Source organism: Synechococcus sp. CBW1107 (assembly GCF_015841355.1).
Lineage (GTDB): Bacteria > Cyanobacteriota > Cyanobacteriia > PCC-6307 > Cyanobiaceae > Regnicoccus_A.
Genome location: NZ_CP064908.1, coordinates 2,420,325 through 2,436,041, shown reverse-complemented (window position 1 = coordinate 2,436,041; position 15,717 = coordinate 2,420,325). Strand labels below are relative to the sequence as shown.

Annotated in this window: 16 protein-coding genes; 7 read left to right on the top strand and 9 right to left on the bottom strand. The window is 68.3% G+C overall.

All coding sequences use genetic code 11. The features are described from left to right. Positions 1 to 13 precede the first annotated feature (13 nt). A complete protein-coding gene (locus I1E95_RS12705) occupies positions 14 to 1,414 on the top strand; it encodes an MFS transporter (RefSeq protein WP_370594547.1) in 1,401 nt (466 codons plus the stop codon). 27 nt (positions 1,415 to 1,441) lie between these two features. Beyond that, positions 1,442 to 2,665, top strand: a complete 1,224-nt coding sequence (locus I1E95_RS12700; protein ID WP_197162784.1) for a glycosyltransferase family 4 protein — start codon at positions 1,442 to 1,444, stop codon at positions 2,663 to 2,665. A 10-nt stretch (positions 2,666 to 2,675) separates the two neighbouring features. Here I1E95_RS12700 and I1E95_RS12695 read toward each other — a convergent pair whose 3' ends face one another. From I1E95_RS12695 to tyrS, 4 genes are read right to left on the bottom strand one after another with little or no spacing between them, the layout of a single operon-like run. Then, a complete protein-coding gene (locus I1E95_RS12695) occupies positions 2,676 to 4,016 on the bottom strand; it encodes a 1-acyl-sn-glycerol-3-phosphate acyltransferase (protein WP_197162782.1) in 1,341 nt (446 codons plus the stop codon). A gap of 31 nt (positions 4,017 to 4,047) precedes the next feature. Continuing rightward, complete coding sequence (locus I1E95_RS12690) at positions 4,048 to 4,731, bottom strand: superoxide dismutase (RefSeq protein WP_231594626.1); 684 nt, start codon at positions 4,729 to 4,731, stop codon at positions 4,048 to 4,050. 16 nt (positions 4,732 to 4,747) lie between these two features. After that, positions 4,748 to 5,503 (bottom strand): orotidine-5'-phosphate decarboxylase, encoded by a 756-nt coding sequence (pyrF, locus tag I1E95_RS12685; protein ID WP_231594625.1) that lies wholly within the window; start codon positions 5,501 to 5,503, stop codon positions 4,748 to 4,750. After that, a complete protein-coding gene (tyrS, locus tag I1E95_RS12680) occupies positions 5,500 to 6,747 on the bottom strand; it encodes a tyrosine--tRNA ligase (RefSeq protein WP_197162780.1) in 1,248 nt (415 codons plus the stop codon). The genes pyrF and tyrS overlap by 4 nt, the downstream gene beginning before the upstream one ends. A gap of 170 nt (positions 6,748 to 6,917) precedes the next feature. Between tyrS and I1E95_RS12675 the strand changes: the two genes are divergently transcribed. Further along, a complete protein-coding gene (locus I1E95_RS12675) occupies positions 6,918 to 8,999 on the top strand; it encodes an acyltransferase family protein (RefSeq protein WP_197162779.1) in 2,082 nt (693 codons plus the stop codon). Positions 9,000 to 9,068: 69 nt separating this feature from the next. Here I1E95_RS12675 and I1E95_RS12670 read toward each other — a convergent pair whose 3' ends face one another. Then, complete coding sequence (locus tag I1E95_RS12670) at positions 9,069 to 9,392, bottom strand: DUF1825 family protein (protein WP_197162777.1); 324 nt, start codon at positions 9,390 to 9,392, stop codon at positions 9,069 to 9,071. 131 nt (positions 9,393 to 9,523) lie between these two features. Here I1E95_RS12670 and I1E95_RS12665 point away from each other — a divergent pair, with 131 nt between their 5' ends. Genes I1E95_RS12665 through I1E95_RS12650 form a run of 4 tightly spaced genes read left to right on the top strand, consistent with a single transcriptional unit; the run spans position 9,524 to position 12,644 of the window. Continuing rightward, positions 9,524 to 10,195 (top strand): hypothetical protein, encoded by a 672-nt coding sequence (locus I1E95_RS12665; protein ID WP_197162775.1) that lies wholly within the window; start codon positions 9,524 to 9,526, stop codon positions 10,193 to 10,195. Positions 10,196 to 10,197: 2 nt separating this feature from the next. Continuing rightward, complete coding sequence (locus tag I1E95_RS12660; protein ID WP_370594546.1) at positions 10,198 to 10,827, top strand: GIY-YIG nuclease family protein; 630 nt, start codon at positions 10,198 to 10,200, stop codon at positions 10,825 to 10,827. A 39-nt stretch (positions 10,828 to 10,866) separates the two neighbouring features. Beyond that, a complete protein-coding gene (locus tag I1E95_RS12655) occupies positions 10,867 to 12,342 on the top strand; it encodes a leucyl aminopeptidase (RefSeq protein WP_197162772.1) in 1,476 nt (491 codons plus the stop codon). A gap of 32 nt (positions 12,343 to 12,374) precedes the next feature. Beyond that, positions 12,375 to 12,644, top strand: coding sequence for a hypothetical protein (locus I1E95_RS12650; RefSeq protein ID WP_197162770.1), 270 nt, complete (start codon positions 12,375 to 12,377; stop codon positions 12,642 to 12,644). A gap of 6 nt (positions 12,645 to 12,650) precedes the next feature. Here the strand turns inward: I1E95_RS12650 and I1E95_RS12645 are convergent, their stop codons facing one another. From I1E95_RS12645 to lpxA, 4 genes are all read right to left on the bottom strand, one after another. Then, a complete protein-coding gene (locus I1E95_RS12645; RefSeq protein WP_197162768.1) occupies positions 12,651 to 12,884 on the bottom strand; it encodes a hypothetical protein in 234 nt (77 codons plus the stop codon). 106 nt (positions 12,885 to 12,990) lie between these two features. Further along, a complete protein-coding gene (gene msrA / locus I1E95_RS12640; RefSeq protein ID WP_197162766.1) occupies positions 12,991 to 13,617 on the bottom strand; it encodes a peptide-methionine (S)-S-oxide reductase MsrA in 627 nt (208 codons plus the stop codon). Between the two features lie 89 nt (positions 13,618 to 13,706). Next, the gene (lpxB, locus tag I1E95_RS12635) at positions 13,707 to 14,894 is read right to left on the bottom strand and encodes a lipid-A-disaccharide synthase (protein ID WP_197162764.1); all 1,188 of its coding nucleotides are present in this window, start codon (positions 14,892 to 14,894) and stop codon (positions 13,707 to 13,709) included. After that, on the bottom strand, positions 14,894 to 15,715 hold the full coding sequence (gene lpxA, locus I1E95_RS12630; protein ID WP_197162763.1) for an acyl-ACP--UDP-N-acetylglucosamine O-acyltransferase: 822 nt from the start codon (positions 15,713 to 15,715) through the stop codon (positions 14,894 to 14,896). The genes lpxB and lpxA overlap by 1 nt, the downstream gene beginning before the upstream one ends. Positions 15,716 to 15,717: the final 2 nt, after the last annotated feature.

Here is a 15,717-nt window from a genome sequence, read left to right as displayed (position 1 = left end):
CACCTGGAGCGGATTGTCCCGGCCGACCGCCACGCCCCCCCCGGAACCATCCGGGGACACCAGCCCGGATGCTGTGGAGGTCAGCGGCTCACGCACCGACGGGCTGCAGGCCGTGCTCGCCCTTCCCGATTTCCGCAGGCTCTGGCTGGGGCAGATCTTCTCCCAGCTGGCCGACAAGTTCTACATCGTGCTGATGGTGTTCCTGATCGCCCAGTACTGGGTGACGGACACCCCCCAGAACAACATGGTGCTGGCCGAGGCAGCGGCCAGCCTGCGGCTTGATCTCGAAACCCGCGCCCAGATGATCACCCTTCTGGCGACGGGGATCTATGTGGCGAACACCGTGCCGGCGATGGTGCTGGGCACCGTGGCCGGTGTCTGGGCCGACCGCTGGCCCAAGCGCCAGGTGATGGTGGCCTCCAACGGCCTGCGGGCCGGCCTCACCCTGCTGGCTCCTCTGGCGCTGCTGCCCGGGCCCCAGTGGCTGGGACTGAGCTGGGGCTACTGGGGCCTGGTCGCCATGACCTTTCTGGAGTCGGTGCTCACCCAGTTCTTCGCACCTGCCGAGCAGGCTGCAATCCCGCTGCTGGTCCCGAGACCACGCATGCTCGCGGCCATCTCGCTCTATCAGGCCACCAGCATGGGAGCCACGATCGTGGGCTTTGCCATCGGTGATCCGGTGTTGCGGCTGTTGCGCTCCAGCCTCAAGACGATCGGCATCAGTGGTGGGGAATTCGTGCTGCTGCCGGTCTGTTACGGGCTGGCGGCCCTGTGCATCAGCACGATCCGGATGGACGAGCCGGAGCGGGTGGAGCGGGGAACCAGCGTCTGGAGTGAGATCGCCGAAGGCATCGAGGTACTGCGCGAACGGGCCAGCGTGCGGCGGGCCCTGTTGCAGCTCGTTCTGCTGTACAGCATCCTCGCGGCGCTCTATGTGCTGGCGATCAGCCTGGCTTCGGCCATCGAAGGGCTGGGCCCCACCCGCTTCGGCACCCTGCTGGCCATGAGCGGCGTGGGCATGGCATGTGGCGCCCTCGGCGTGGCCCAGCTGGGCCAGGGCGTCAACCGCCGGCGCATGGCCTCCACCGGCCTGGCGCTGATTGCCTTCAGCCTGGTGCTGCTCGGCCAGGGACGAGGAAGCCTGTGGCTCACCCTCGGCCTGTGCGGTCTGCTCGGCATCGGCGCTGCCCTGGTGGCGATCCCGTCCCAGACCACCATCCAGGACGACACCCCGGAAGCCATGCGAGGCAAGGTCTTCGGCCTGCAGAACAACCTGATCAACGTGGCGCTCAGCCTGCCTCTGGTGCTGGCCGGAGCGGTGGTGAGCCGCTATGGACTGATGCCGGTTCTCTGGGGACTGGCGGCGATCACCCTGATCGCGATCCTGATGGAGAAGCCCTGGCAACGCTGCTAGCGTGCCCCCAGGATGAGGCCTGAACCGTTGGCCCACATTGCGTGGCTGGGCAAGAAGTCACCCTTCTGCGGCAACGTCACCTACAGCCTCTCCACCACCGAGCGGCTTCGGGAACACGGCCATCAGGTCAGCTTCATCCATTTCGACACTCCAGCCGCCGGCCTGGGGCGTTCCTGGGACACGGGCCATCAGGTTGAGGCCAGCCCATCCGGAAGCCAGGTCCCAACGGATCACACCGGTCCCGGCGGGGATGATGTGACGCTGCCCTACCTGGTGAAATCCCAGGTGTACACGATTCCATCACCGGGAGCCCAGAGGGAGCTACGCGAATCGCTGGAGCGCCTGCGACCCGATCTGGTGCATGCCAGCCTCACCCTCTCCCCCCTCGATTTCCGTCTGCCGGATCTCTGCCAGCACCTGGGGGTCCCGCTGGTGGCCACGTTCCATCCAGCCTTCGATGCCGGGCTGCGTAACATCACAGCCGGAACCCAGCAGCTCACGTATCAGCTCTACGCACCGGCCCTGGCCCGCTTCGATCGTGTGATCGTCTTCTCCGAGCTCCAGGCTGAGGTGCTGGCACGGCTGGGGGTGCGGGAGGAGCGGCTGGCCGTGATTCCCAACGGCGTCGATCCCGACCTGTGGTGCCCCCCCGACCCGACATCACCCTCACGAGAACTGACCACTCTCCGAGCCCGCCTGGGCCCGCGCCGCCTCTTCCTCTACATGGGACGGCTGGCCACCGAGAAAAACGTGGAAGCGCTGCTGCGGGCCTGGCGGCTGGTGAAGCCGGCGGGCTGCCTGCTGGTGATCGTCGGTGATGGCCCTCTGCGTCAGGCCCTGCAGGGCAACAGCGACGAGCACGATGTGCTCTGGTGGGGATACGAAGCCAACCTGCACCAACGGGTCGCCCTGCTGCAGGCAGCCGATGTGTTCCTGCTGCCCTCGTTGGTGGAGGGACTCTCCCTGGCCCTGCTGGAGGCGATGGCCAGCGGCACCGCCTGTGTGGCCACCGATGCCGGCGCTGACGGCGAAGTGCTGGAAGGCGGCGCGGGCATCGTGATCAGCACCCAGGGCGTGACCACCCAGCTGCGCACCCTGCTCCCGGTGCTGCGCGACCAGCCGGTGCTGACCACCGAGCTGGGCCGCCGCGCCCGGGAGCGGGTCCTGGAGCGCTACACCCTGGCCAGCAACATCGCCCAGCTGGAGCGGCTCTACGCCGATCTTGTGCCCCAGGGCAGCCTCGCCGCCTGAGCCTCGAGCCTCAGCCGATCGCCGCCTCCAGCCGCTCCCGCAGCTCAGCGGTGAGCCGCTCCACGGCTCCACGGCGGTCGCGGCGGTACGCGCCGCTGCACTCGAGCACATCGATGGGCTCCGCCACCACCATGCGCACCCGCCAGGGGCCGAGAGCGGGCGGTCGCTCCTCCTCGCGGCCACGGATCCAGGCGACTGCCCGCCAGAAGATCATCAACACCTCCCCGTAGCGATCGATGCTGGGCTTTTCGGCGACGTAGGACCCGCTCAGCGTCGCGAAGTGCTCCACCAGGCGCATGTGGGCCATACGGAGGTCGGCCTCCCGTGCCGCCCAGTCAGCCAGGCTGCGCTCCACCTCGGAGAGCTCCTCCAGGTCGTCGCGGTAGATGCAGGCCCAGGCCGCCTGCTCGATGCGGCGGCAGCGCTCGATGACGCTGCCTCGTGGGGAGAGCTGGAAGTGGGCCTCGGCCACGGACAGGGCCTGCTCCCGCAGACGGTCCAGCCGCTCGAGGAGGTCAACCGCCGGGACGTGTTCACTGAGGTGATAGAAGCCCTCCAACAGCGAGAGCAGCCGCTCCGAGAGGGCGATCAGCCGCTGGTAGCGAGGCTCCAGGACCTGGTCGGGATCGGCTGGCCGCCGGGAGGAGGTGGTGGAGAGACCGATCAGGTCCTCCAGGCGCCCCAGCAGGCGATCAATCGCTCTCCAGTCATCACTGGTGGAGAGGTACTGAAGTCCGATCGGCACGATCAGCACCCGCTCGTGGCGCCCCGCAGCCGCCAGATCCTCACAGCACCAGAAGGCCATCTGGGCCAGACCGGGTTCGAGGGGACTGACCAGCTCACCATGGTTGTTGGTGACGCCCTCCGGGGCGATCGCCAGGGGGAACGGCCCGTGAGCGAAGAGCTCGCGGGCCGTCCTGAGGGCCAGGCGATCGAGCTTGCCCCGCTGGATCGGAATGCCGCCCAGCTTCGAGAGGATCCAGCCTGCCGCCGCCCCCGCCCAGAGGGGGATCCCGCGGTCGTAGAGAAACTGGCTGTGGACCGGGGCCTTGAGGCTCAGCCCATGGCGTCGTGCCGCACGAGGGACCTCGCGCCAGAGCAGCTGGGCCATCACCAGCGGGTCGGTCGTGCTCGGATGGCGGAAGGCAATCAGCAAGCGACAACGGCCACTCTGGGCCTCGGCGAACAGGGCGGCGAGGCTCTCGCTGCCGCTGGTCTCGAAGTGCACCAGACCCCGGGCGCGCAACAGCCATGGCAAGGCAGCCCGGCAGAGGCTGTACATCCAGCGGCTGTAGTCCGGCGGGATGAAGCGAAGAGCCGGTTGAGCGGCCTGGATCCCAGCGCGGGGCATCGGTGGTCAGTGGGCGGCGAGAACGGGGGCGCTAGCGGGCGGCATAGCGGTCGGAGACCACTGACCAATCGACCACGGACCACCAGGCGTCGAGGTAGTCGGCGCGGCGGTTCTGGTACTTGAGGTAGTAGGCGTGCTCCCAGACATCGTTGGCCAGCAGGGGCGTGCCGCCCACCGGAGCCAGGTCCATCAGGGGATTGTCCTGGTTGGGAGTGGAGATCACCTGAAGCTTGCCCTCGGAATCCGTGATCAGCCACACCCAGCCGGATCCGAAGCGAGCCAGACCCGCGGCCCGGAAGGCGGAGCGGAACTGCTCCATGGAGCCGAAGTCGCGCACCAGGGCCTCCCGCAGGGCTGGGCTGGGCTCATCCTCCTGCCCGGGCCGGGTGAGCGAGGCCCAGAAGAACGAATGGTTCCAGTGGCCACCGGCATTGTTGCGGACAGCCTCCGGAGTTGTGGAGGCCCGGGACAGCACCTGTTCGAGGCTGAGGCCAGCCAGGGAGGGATCCCCGGCCACGGCGGCGTTGAGGTTGTCCACGTAGGCCTGGTGATGACGGTCGTGGTGGATCGTCATCGTGGTGGCATCAATCGCCGGCTCCAGGGCGTCAACGGCATAGGGAAGGGCCGGAAGCGTGAAGACTGGCGCCGCAGCCCAGGCGCCCTGGCCGGGCCAGAGCAGCAGCAGGGCCACGAGGGCGGCAAGGATCCGTCGCATCGGTTAGGCCCGGAGATCACCGGCCAAGTATGGACAGCTCAGCGCAGCAGGCCGCGAAAGCGGCCGCCGGATCGGCAGCGGCACTGATCGGCCGGCCGATCACCAGCCGGCTCGCTCCGGCGTTGATGGCGGCTGCAGGGGTCATCACCCGCCGCTGGTCGCCCGCCGGGGCTCCGGCAGGACGGATGCCGGGGGTGACCAGGGCGAAGGGCTCGGGGTGGGCCCCGCGCAGGACAGCCACCTCGTGGGGGGAGCAGACCGCGCCGCCGATGCCGGCGGCCACCGCCAGGGCCGCCAGTCGGGGCACGTAGTCGTCGGGGGATTCCGTCACCGCCAGCTCCGCCCTGAAGCGCGCCGCATCCCAGCTGGTGAGCACGGTGACCGCCAGCAGAGTGGGGGAGTCCAGGCCCTCCCGGGCCGCCCCCTCGCAGGCGCCGGCCTGGGCCGCTGCCAGGGCTTCGCGGCCGGAGCAGGCATGGACGGTGATCAGCTCCGCCCCGAGCCGGGCGGCTCTGCGGCAGGCCCCGGCCATCGTGGCCGGGATGTCGTGGAACTTGAGATCAAGGAACACCCGCAGGCCCTCACCGCGCAGCTGCCGCACCACGTCGGGGCCGGCGGAACAGAACAGCTCCAGCCCCACCTTCACCCAGAGCAGATCGGGAATCGAGGCCACCAGCGCCAGCGCCGAGGGGGCATCGGGGCGATCGAGAGCCACGATGATTCTCTCCGCCGCCGCCGCGTCGCTCCCTGGGATGGTCACGGCAGGGCTCACGTCACCAGCCGCAGGAATGTCTTCTTACCCAGTTGCAGCACCCGGCCCTCCAGCTCGGAGGCGGCGCTGAAGCTGCGGTTCACATCCGTGAGCTTCTCTCCATCAAGGCGCACCCCACCGCCCTGGATCTGACGCCGCGCCTCGCTGCTGCTGGCGCAGAGGCCAAGGGCACTGAGCAGATGGAAAGCCTTGGCCGGGAAGGTGACGGGGGCGAGGGAGGTCTCCGGGACCGTTCGGGCCGCCATCTCCCCAGCCACCAGGTTGGCGGCATCGGCCTGGGCGGCGCTGGCGGCCTCCAGGCCATGTCGGCTGGCGGTGATGGCCAGAGCCATGGCCTTCTGGCGCTCCCGGGCATCCCCAGGAAGGGTGTCGGGATCCAGATCGGTGAGCAGGGTGATGTAGTCGTCCACCACCGCATCGGGGACCTTCTCCAATTTCGAATACATCGACAGGGGGTCCTCCGTCAGCCCCACCGTGTTGCCCAGGCTCTTGCTCATCTTCTGCACCCCGTCAAGGCCCGGCAGGATCGGAAGCAGCAGGCCGAACTGGGGCCGCAGGCCGAAATGGCGCTGCAGATCCCGTCCCATGGCCACGTTGAATTTCTGGTCGGTGCCACCCAGCTCCACGTCGGCGCGCACCGCCACCGAGTCGTAGCCCTGCAGCAGCGGGTAGAGGAACTCATGCAGGCTGATCGGCGTCCCGCCGCCGTAGCGGTTGGCGAAGTCCTCCTTGGCCAGCATCTGGCCCACCGTGGCCATGCCCAGCAAATCGATCACCGCCGGCAGGTCCATCCCCGCCAGCCACTCACCGTTGCGGCGCACCTCCAACCGACCGGGGGTCTCGAAATCCAGCAGGGCCCGATCCGGCGACTGCCCGAGCCCCAGCTGCACCAGGTAGGTGTCGGCGTTGGCCTCCACCTGGGCGGCGTCCAGCTGCACCCGGGTGGCGCTCTTGCCGGTGGGATCGCCGATGCGGGCGGTGAAGTCGCCGATGATCAGCACGGCGGTGTGGCCGGCGTCCTGGAAAGCCCGCAGCTTGCGGAACAGGATGCTGTGCCCGAGGTGGATGTCGGAGCCGGTGGGATCGATGCCCAGCTTCACCCGCAGGGGCTGACCTCGGTGATCCGCCTCTGCCAGGCGCGCCACCAGGTTCTGGTCCGGATCCGCCCACGGGCCGGCGGGGAACAGGTCGGCCAGTCCACGCTCCAGCCATGGCGGCAGAGGGGGAGGGGTCGTTTCAGCCATCAGCACGGAACCGTCGGCGCGGATCGTAAGCAGTCGCAGGAGTTCAGGCTTGCCACAGGCTCATGGTGCCGTTGCCGGGCGCTTTCCAGGGGGCGATTGACGGGTCACGGGTCAGCTCCACGAGCTGGCCCTTATAGGTTCATCAGGTATCGGTCACGATTGCGGCCTGAATGGGGACTCGGTACAAGCCGGAGATCGACGGCCTGCGGGCTTTGGCCGTGCTCAGCGTGATCCTGCATCACTTCGACAGCAACCTCCTGCCCAGCGGTTATCTCGGCGTCGACATCTTCTTCGTGATCTCCGGGTTCGTGATCACGGCATCCCTGGCCGCTCGGCCAGCGAGCAAGGGTCTGGGCGACCTGCTGCTGAGCTTCTATGCCCGGCGGGTGCGGCGCATCCTGCCCACCCTGGTGGTGTGCGTGATGATCACCAGCCTGCTGGCCTGCCTGTTCGATCCACTGGCGGGGGTGTCGCTGCGGACCGGCGTCACCTCCCTGCTCGGGTACGCCAATCTCCACCTGCGCGACCTCTCCACCGACTACTTCGCGCCTCCCGCCCAGCTGAATGCCTTCACCCACACGTGGTCGCTGGGGGTGGAGGAACAGTTCTACGTGATCTTTCCTGTGCTGCTCTGGGCCACCGGCTTCACCGCGGCACGGCCAGGTGGCCGTCGTCGCCTGTTCCGGCTGGTGGCCCTTGTCAGCCTGCTTTCGCTGCTGGCCTTCCTTGTGCTGTCGGTGCGTCAGCCGATCGACGCCTTCTACCTGATGCCGGCCCGCTTCTGGGAGCTGGGCTCTGGTTGTCTGCTCTATCTGGGGATGTCTTCGCCCCCTGGGTCGTCGCCTGACCCGCAGGCAGCAGGTTGCCTGCCCCTGTTTCCCTTGCCCGCGCCGGTGATGGTGGGTCTTCTGCTTGCCACGCTCGTGGGGCTTCCCACCAGCGCGATGGCGGTGGGGGCTCCGCTCATGGTGGTGTTGACGACCCTGTTGATCGCGGCGGTGCTCAGGGAACCGGAAGGGAAGGTGTCGGGCCTGCTCCGTCACCCCCATGCCGTGGGGATCGGACTGCTCTCCTATTCGCTCTATTTGTGGCACTGGCCCGTGCTGTATGTCAGTCGTTTCACGGTCGGCGTGCAGTGGTGGACGTTGCCGATCCAGATCGGCCTGATGATCGCCCTGGCCATGACCAGTTACCGCTGGGTGGAAGCCCCGCTGCGCCGGGGCCTGTTTCCCGCAGGGCGCTGGCGCGCCATCTCGGCGGGGGTTCTCACCGTCCTGGTCGGGGCCTGGGTGCTGGTGTGGACGGATCGTCACGCGCAGGCCCAGATCTTCCTGGGCAACCACAACAGCCATGCCCGTCGGGAGCCGTGGAGCAACCTGGCGATCCCCGACACCCGCATCACTCCGCAGGCCTGCGAGCTCAACAACACGGATCAACAGGGACCCACAAGCCCAGAGGGCTTTGCGCGGCTGCTCGAGACCTGCACCGCCCCGCCGGAGCGAACTCCCTCCACGACGGGGAGTCCTGCACCGCCCCATGTGTTTCTGATCGGCGACAGCCATGCCATGGCCTTCTCGCCGGTGCTGGCCCATGTGCGGCAGGCGGGGAACGCCGAAGTGACGCTGCTGGCCCACACCGGCTGCCTCTTCCCCAACACCCCCTACGGCCACAGCCAATCCATCTGCTCCCGGTTCCTCGATCTGGCCGAATCGCAACTGCTCGAATTCATCCGGCCGGGGGATGTGGTGGTGATCACCGGCTACCTGCTCAGTCACCTCGGAGACAGCTCCCAGCTGCGGGACACCCGCAACGACATCCTGGGAAGCGATGGTCGGCCGGTGCTCTCCGGCGAGCGGAAGCTGGAGCTCTATCGCCAGGGTCTCGATCGCTTTGCCATGAAGGCCGCTGCCAGGGGGGGGGCGGTGGTGCTGGTGGGTGCCACCCCTCGTAACCCGGACATCCGCAACTGCGTACCGGATTGGTTCAACGTGCAACCCAAGCAGGACTGCGAGCGCACCGTGACCAGGGAGCTCGACCATGCCATCGCTCTCAATCGCCGCCTGCGGCAGGTGCTTCCAGCACAGGTGCAGCTCTACGACCCCATTCCTGCTCTGTGTGGAAAGGGTTGCGACAATGAGGCCGTACTGGAACTCCTGCGGGACACCGATCACCTCTCCAGCGCCGGTGCTCGGCGGCTGGGGGCCAGTTTCCTGGCCTTTCTCCGGCAGGTCCGCCTGCCGCCCTCAAGCTGACGATCCGAGGTCTGGCCGGGTGGAGACAGGTTGGGAAGAACAGGGAAGCGGAGAAGATCGGGGGCTGCTTCAGGAGCTGGTTTCCAGCTCCCGTTTCATCCGCTCCAGGGTCTGGTGCATCTGGGTGAACATCTGCTCAGGGGTCATGCCGAACTGCCCCAGCTGGGTACGCAGCTGCTCAACGGTGAGCTTCGCCTGGAAATCCTCGGAGAGTTCGAAGCGCTTCATGAACACCCGATAGCGCTCCATCAGGGCTTCCATCTGGTCGATGAACAGTTTTTTGCCTTCGCGGTCGAACTTGCCGTAATCGCCCCCCAGCTGGGTCATCTGCTGGTAATCGGTGAACAGCCGTCTGGCTTCGTCCTGAACGATCTCGGATTCGAAGAAGGCCATGGGGCGTGCCAGGCATGAGGCGATGACGTCGATTCTGGGGTCCTCCACAGCCGGAGGCGAGTACGGATTGGCGTAACAGCCACGCCGCAACCGCTAACTTCGCCCCAGTTGCACAGAGCTGGTTTGCCGCCATGGCCAAGGGGCACTGGTTGGATCCCCTCGCCCGCAGTCTGCTGGAGGCCACGGGTCAGATCCGCCGTTCGCCTGAACCTCCGCAGCCCGCGAGCAGGGGGGACGACAGCGTCGAGCGCGATCTCCTGGCCCTCAAACTCGCCCAGAATCCCGGCCTGCGGCTGAAGACCGCCCAGGACGTGCGCCTGGCAGCGGCCCTGGGCTGGCGCCTGGATGTGAACCGGGCCACCGCCGCCGACTGGCTGCGCCTGCCGGGCTGCACTCCCACCCAGGTGGATCTGCTGCTGCGCCTGCAGAGCGGTGGCGTTCAGCTCAGCGGACCGGAGGACCTCCAGCATCTGCTCGGTCTAGGCGAGGAGCTGATGCACAGCTGGATGCCCTTGCTGGAGTTCCGTTGGTACGGCGACCCGCCTGCGGCTCGGCCGGCACCACTCGATCTGAACCGCTGCAGAGCTGATCAGCTCGGGGCCCAGCTCGATCTTGAGGAGGCCCGTTGCCGGCGCCTGCTGCAGGAGCGCAGCCGCGCCCCCTTCCGTGACCTGGCCGATCTCCAGCAGCGCCTGCAACTGCCGGCCGAGCTGGTGGAGGGTCTGATCGGACGGGTGAGCTTCGGCCAGGGGCCCATCGGCCCGGAGTTGCCGAGGCCGCCCCGGCCACCGGCCTCCCGTTGAGCATGTCCAGGGGACGGCAGCAGGAGCTGTTCGAGGGCGGCGCCCCACCAGGCGGCGGCGGAGTGGGCCCACCACCGCTGCCCCTGCTGCGAGAGCAGCTGCTCGAGTGGCAGCGGCGCCTCGGCGAGTTTCAGGGGCCACTGTTCGAGGGCAGCGCCAGCGGTCATCGGCAGGGTGTCCTTCTCGCCGGCGAAGCCGGTGGCGGCAGTGACAACGGCAGCGAGGATCCCCGGGAGCGGGCGGCCCGGTTCGATCCCCTGGCCTTCGAGGCCCAGAACCTGCAGTTCTGGCGCTGGCCCGAGCCGCCCCAGCTGGGCCCTGCCCTGTACCTGGTGATGGACCGGCCACCGCTGCTGGTCTCACCGTTGCTGCTCTACGTGGGCGAGACCGGCCAGGCCCACCGGCGCTGGAAAGGGGAGCACGACTGCAAGGGCTACCTGGCGTCCTATGCCGAGGCCATGGGTCATGTGGGCCTGGAGTGCCGCTGCAGCATTCGCTTCTGCTGCGACGTGCCGGCCGGGGTGCGCGCCAGGCGAGCCCTGGAGCAGGCCCTGATCCGCCGCTGGCAACCGCCCTTCAACAAAGAGACCCGGCAGCGCTGGAGCACCCCGTTCACCAGTGATGGCGGCTGAATGCCGTCGCTACGATCGCGGCCCGATGTCCGGCCCTCCATGCAGTTCAGCTGTCCCTCCACCCCGCTGGCCGCATGGAGCGGTGACACCCTCGGTGTCGGCCTGTTCCAGGACGAGTCGGGCGAACGCCTCGAGGCCCTCGAAGCCGTCTTCGGGCCAGGACTGCAGTCGCTGCTGGAGCGCCAGAGCTTCAAGGGCAAGCCGGGCGAGTGCGTCAGCCTCACCCGGCTCCAGCCCACCCCCCTGAAGCTGGTGCTGGTCGGGCTGGGGGAAGCCGGCCGCTTCGATCTCGATGCCCTGCGCAACGGCGCGGCCGCCATCGCCAAGGCGGCGGGACCCGGCCGTGAGCTCGGCCTGGCCCTGCCTTGCGAGGGCCTGGAGCCCCAGGCGGCGGCGCGGGCGATGGCCGAAGCCGTGCGCCTGAGCCTCTACGTCGACCAGCGCTTCCGCAGTGAGGCCGAAACCAAGCCGATTCCCGAGGTCGTGAGCCTTCTGGGCCTGGCCGCCGGGGCCGCCGCCGGCCTTGAGGGAGTGGCCGCCACCTGCGCGGGTGTGGAGCTGGCACGGCAGCTGGTGGCGGCGCCTCCGAACGTGGTCACCCCCCAGGCTCTCGCCGACACCGCCGAGGCCATCGCCGGGGAGTTCGGCCTGGAGCTGAAGGTGCTGGAGCGCTCCGACTGCGAAGCCCTTGGCATGGGCGCCTATCTCGGAGTGGCCCGGGGCTCCAGTCTCCCTCCCAAATTCATTCATCTCACCTACCACCCTGAGGGGGGCTCCAGCCGGAGGCTGGTGCTGATCGGCAAGGGACTGACCTTCGATTCCGGCGGCTACAACCTCAAGACCGGCGGTTCTCAGATCGAGATGATGAAGTACGACATGGGCGGCAGTGCCGCGGTGCTGGGGGCAGCCCGGGCAATCGCCGAACTGCGCCCGCAGGGTGTTGAGGTGCACGTGATCGTGGCGGCCTGCGAAAACATGATCAGCGGCGAGGCCATCCACCCCGGGGACATCCTCACCGCCTCCAACGGCAAGACGATCGAGGTGAACAACACCGACGCCGAGGGGCGTCTCACCCTCGCCGATGCCCTGGTGTATGCAGCCAAGCTGGAGCCCGATGCCGTTGTGGATCTGGCCACGCTCACCGGAGCCTGCGTGATCGCCCTGGGCGAGGAGATCGCCGGTCTCTGGTCCCCCAGCGACACCCTGGCCGCAGCACTGCTGGAGGCGGGCCGCAGCGGTGGGGAGGCCTTCTGGCGGATGCCGCTGCAGACCTCCTACAGGAAAGGGCTCAAGAGCCCGGTGGCCGACATGAAGAACACCGGCCCGCGCCCAGGCGGCGCCATCACCGCCGCGCTCTTCCTGCAGGATTTCGTGCCTGACGATCTGGCCTGGGCCCATCTGGACATCGCCGGCACGGTCTGGAGCGAAAATGGTCGGGGACTGGACCCAGCCGGCGCCACCGGTTTCGGCGTCCGCACCCTGGTGGAATGGGTGAGCCGCGAGGGTGCGGCTTAGGGTTGGCACCGCTGACGCCGGACCCCGACGCCATGGCTGCCCAGAAGATCCGCTGGTACATCCGCGCTCAGCTGGGGGTCCTGCTCCTGCCGCTGGGTCTCTGCCTGGTGGGCGAGGCCATCACCCGCCGCACCCTGCACCTGGCGGCACTCAACCAGAAACTGGCGGCACCGGGCCCCTGGTTCTGGTATGGAACCCTCGGCCTGATCTGCGTGACCGCAGGCGTGGGTCTGATGGTGGAGAGCGGGCTGCTGCGCGGCTACCCCCGCAGCGCACGCCCGGGGCCAGACAACCGCGCTTGAACCGGATCAGGCGGCCACAGGGCTCGCCGAAGATCCCATCAACGACTGAGACTCCCGTCGCTTGCCACCTCCGGGCGTGTCCAGGAGGCTGCCCGGTTCCTCCAGCTCATGAATCTGCCAGCGGGCACGCTCCCCGAAGGAGGCCATCAGGCGATCCAGATCATCGACGGCCTGCTTGGGACTCGTGTATGGCCCGATGTGGCGGGTGACCAGACCGTCCCGGATCGTCAGCAGATACATACAACCCACTCAACCTGGTCTCCGTGTCGATTTACCGTAGGCCGATTGCTCTGATCTGGGAAGGGTGTGGGCTCCCCCCCCTTTGCGCTGGTCCATACCAGCGTTCTCAGTTCTTCTGGCGCCACGGAAGCGATCCCCGGGCGTTCGGGCCCCAGACCTGGTCCAGCCGCCGATCGCGCCCGCAGGACCAGCGGTAGTAGGTGTACTGGACCTTGTTGCGCTCGGCGTAGTTCTGGTGATACGGCTCAGCGGGCCAGAAGCGCTCGAGCTCACGGATCTCCACCTTGATGGCGCTGGGCCTGACCCTCAGCTCCCGGGCCGCGGAGGCCAGGCTGGCTCGGGCCTGATCCCGCTGGCTGGTCCCGCGGCTGAAGATCACGGGCCGGTAGCTGGGGCCACGGTCGCAGAACTGGCCGCCGCCATCGAGGGGATCCACGTTGCGCCAGTAGGCGCGCAGGAGTGTGGGCAGGCTGATCCGGGCCGTATCGAAGCGGACCCGCACACTCTCGATGTGGCCGGTGCCGCCGGCCGACACCTGGCGATAGGTGGGGTTGCTGACGCTGCCGCCGCTGAAGCCACTGACCGCCTCCACAACCCCGGGCAGGGTTTCCAGATCGTGCTCGAGACACCAGAAGCAACCGCCGGCCAGGACAGCCTCCTCGACGGCCGCCAGCACCGGTGCCGCGGGAAGCAGCAGCAGCAGCACCGTCAGCAGCACGGGAGCCAAGCCCATGGACACGCGCTGCAGGGGGTGATCGGGCCGGCGTAAACGGCCCCAGTCAGATCCTGATCGGGGCCTGTCCTGGCGTCTGACCCTTGGTGTCACGTCGGGGATCCCGTCAGTTGATCGAGGATCTCACAGGCTGCCCGGCGCGTCACACCCGGCTCACCGAGCAGAGCGCGCAGGCGGCCGTAGCCCTCGAGCATCCGGGTCCGCTCGGGGCTCGGATCGAGGAGGGGCAGCGCCGCGGCCACGATCGCCTCCGGGGTCAGGTCGTCCTGGAGCAGTTCCGGCACGAGCCGCTCTCCCAGCACCAGGTTGACCGGAGAGATGTGGGGCACGTTGAAGCCGAGCAGGCGCTGGGCCACGAAGGCGGTGACCCGGCTGAGCCGGTAGCCCACCACCTGGGGAACGCCGCGCAGGGCAAGCTCCAGGTTGGCGGTTCCCGATTTGGTCAGGGCCAGATCGGCGGCAGCGCAGAGGACCGGCTTGAGGGCATCGGCGCGATCGGCTGGAATCACCGTGGCCTCCACCCCTGCCCGCTCGAGTTGTTCGGACAGGGGAGCCTCGAAGCTGGCCAGTCCGGCAGGCACCATCACCCGCAGCCCTGGCCGCTGTCGCTGCAGTTCGGCCGCGGCAACGGCCATGGACGGCATCAGATAGCGCATCTCCTGGGGGCGGGAGGCGGGCAGCAGCAGCAGCAACTGCTGGCCGGGACTCAGTCCGAGCTGCCCGCGGGCCTGTTCAGGGGTGGGCGGCGAGCCGAGGGTGTCGAGCAGGGGATGGCCGACCCAGGTGACCCGTGCACCGCGGGAGGCGTAGAAGCTGGCTTCCTCCGGGAAAATGGCCAGGATGCGATCGGTGAAGCCGATCAGGCGGGTGGTCCCGCCCTCCCCGAGGCGAAAGGCCCATTCCTGGGGAGCGATGTAGTAGGTGATCGGCACCGCGGGGAAGCGGTGGCGGATGTGGCGGCCCAGGCTCACGTTCGCCCCCATGTAGTCGATCAGCACCACCGCGTCGGGAGGACAGCAGGAGAGCCAGCGGCCCACCCGCCGCTGCAACCGCAGGGTGGGCAGCACCAGGGGCAGAGCCTCCCAGAGTCCGATCGCCCCCATCGGAGCGGTGTTGGCCAGAAGATGGGAACCGGCCTGGCGCATGCGCTCGCCACCGAGGGCATCGATCTGGAGAGGAAGATCACGTCGCTGGGCTTCGGCGTGGAGGGCCTTGATCAGAAGGCCGCCCTGAAGATCCCCCGACACCTCACCGGTGCTGATCAGCAGCCGCACCATCAGCGCTGGTGGGGCAGGGGACCACGGCGTCCTGGGGCGATCGAGGCCTCGAGGAAGCTGCAGAGTTCTTCGGAGGCCGGCAGAAGGGTTTCGGCTCGGATGTGGGCGAGGGCTTCAGCCAGCACCTCATGGCTGCGGTAGAGACGGTTCCACACCTCCAGGAGTTGCTTGAGCTCGGCTCCACCCTCCCGGTCGACCAGGCCATTGCGCTTGAGCCCGATCCGGTTGAGACCGCGCAGGCGGCCTGGGTGCCCCTCGACGATCGCGAACGGGGGAACATCGCGGTCGATGCGGCTCATGCCCCCCACCATCGCCAGCTTGCCGATGTGCACGAACTGGTGGATGCCGAGCACTCCGCCGATCACCGCCCGGTCGCCGATCACCACATGGCCGGCGATCGCCACGCTGTTGGCCACCACGATCCGGTCGCCCAGCAGGCAGTTGTGGCCGACATGGCTGTAGGCCATCAGCAGATTGCCGCTGCCCAGGCGGGTCTGCTCACCGTCGGCCGTGGCCCGGTTGATCGTGACGCACTCGCGGATCGTGTTGTCGTCGCCCATCACCACCTCGGTGGGGGCACCGCCGTACTTGAGGTCCTGGGGCTCAAGGCCGATGCAGGCGCCGGGGAAAATGCGGTTACCGGAGCCCATCGTCACGCGGCCATCGATCACCACATGGGGACCGATCTGGCAGCCGGCGCCGAGCTGCACGTCAGGACCGATCACGGCGAAGGGACCGATCTGAACACCCTGGCCGAGCTGAGCGCGGCTGTCGACCACCGCGGTGGGGTGAATCGTGGTTTCCACGGCTGTGCTGGTCATGG

What these genes read in the sequence shown, in the direction of transcription:
- lpxB (WP_197162764.1), bottom strand. Translation starts at nt 14,894, where the DNA reads ATGGTGCGGCTGCTGATCAGCACCGGTGAGGTGTCGGGGGATCTTCAG.
- I1E95_RS12670 (WP_197162777.1), bottom strand. Translation starts at nt 9,392, where the DNA reads ATGGCCTTCTTCGAATCCGAGATCGTTCAGGACGAAGCCAGACGGCTG.
- I1E95_RS12655 (WP_197162772.1), top strand. Translation starts at nt 10,867, where the DNA reads ATGCAGTTCAGCTGTCCCTCCACCCCGCTGGCCGCATGGAGCGGTGAC.
- I1E95_RS12665 (WP_197162775.1), top strand. Translation starts at nt 9,524, where the DNA reads ATGGCCAAGGGGCACTGGTTGGATCCCCTCGCCCGCAGTCTGCTGGAG.
- I1E95_RS12690 (WP_231594626.1), bottom strand. Translation starts at nt 4,731, where the DNA reads ATGCGACGGATCCTTGCCGCCCTCGTGGCCCTGCTGCTGCTCTGGCCC.
- I1E95_RS12645 (WP_197162768.1), bottom strand. Translation starts at nt 12,884, where the DNA reads ATGTATCTGCTGACGATCCGGGACGGTCTGGTCACCCGCCACATCGGG.
- I1E95_RS12660 (WP_370594546.1), top strand. Translation starts at nt 10,198, where the DNA reads ATGTCCAGGGGACGGCAGCAGGAGCTGTTCGAGGGCGGCGCCCCACCA.
- I1E95_RS12650 (WP_197162770.1), top strand. Translation starts at nt 12,375, where the DNA reads ATGGCTGCCCAGAAGATCCGCTGGTACATCCGCGCTCAGCTGGGGGTC.
- I1E95_RS12675 (WP_197162779.1), top strand. Translation starts at nt 6,918, where the DNA reads ATGGGGACTCGGTACAAGCCGGAGATCGACGGCCTGCGGGCTTTGGCC.
- msrA (WP_197162766.1), bottom strand. Translation starts at nt 13,617, where the DNA reads ATGGGCTTGGCTCCCGTGCTGCTGACGGTGCTGCTGCTGCTGCTTCCC.
- tyrS (WP_197162780.1), bottom strand. Translation starts at nt 6,747, where the DNA reads ATGGCTGAAACGACCCCTCCCCCTCTGCCGCCATGGCTGGAGCGTGGA.
- I1E95_RS12695 (WP_197162782.1), bottom strand. Translation starts at nt 4,016, where the DNA reads ATGCCCCGCGCTGGGATCCAGGCCGCTCAACCGGCTCTTCGCTTCATC.
- lpxA (WP_197162763.1), bottom strand. Translation starts at nt 15,715, where the DNA reads ATGACCAGCACAGCCGTGGAAACCACGATTCACCCCACCGCGGTGGTC.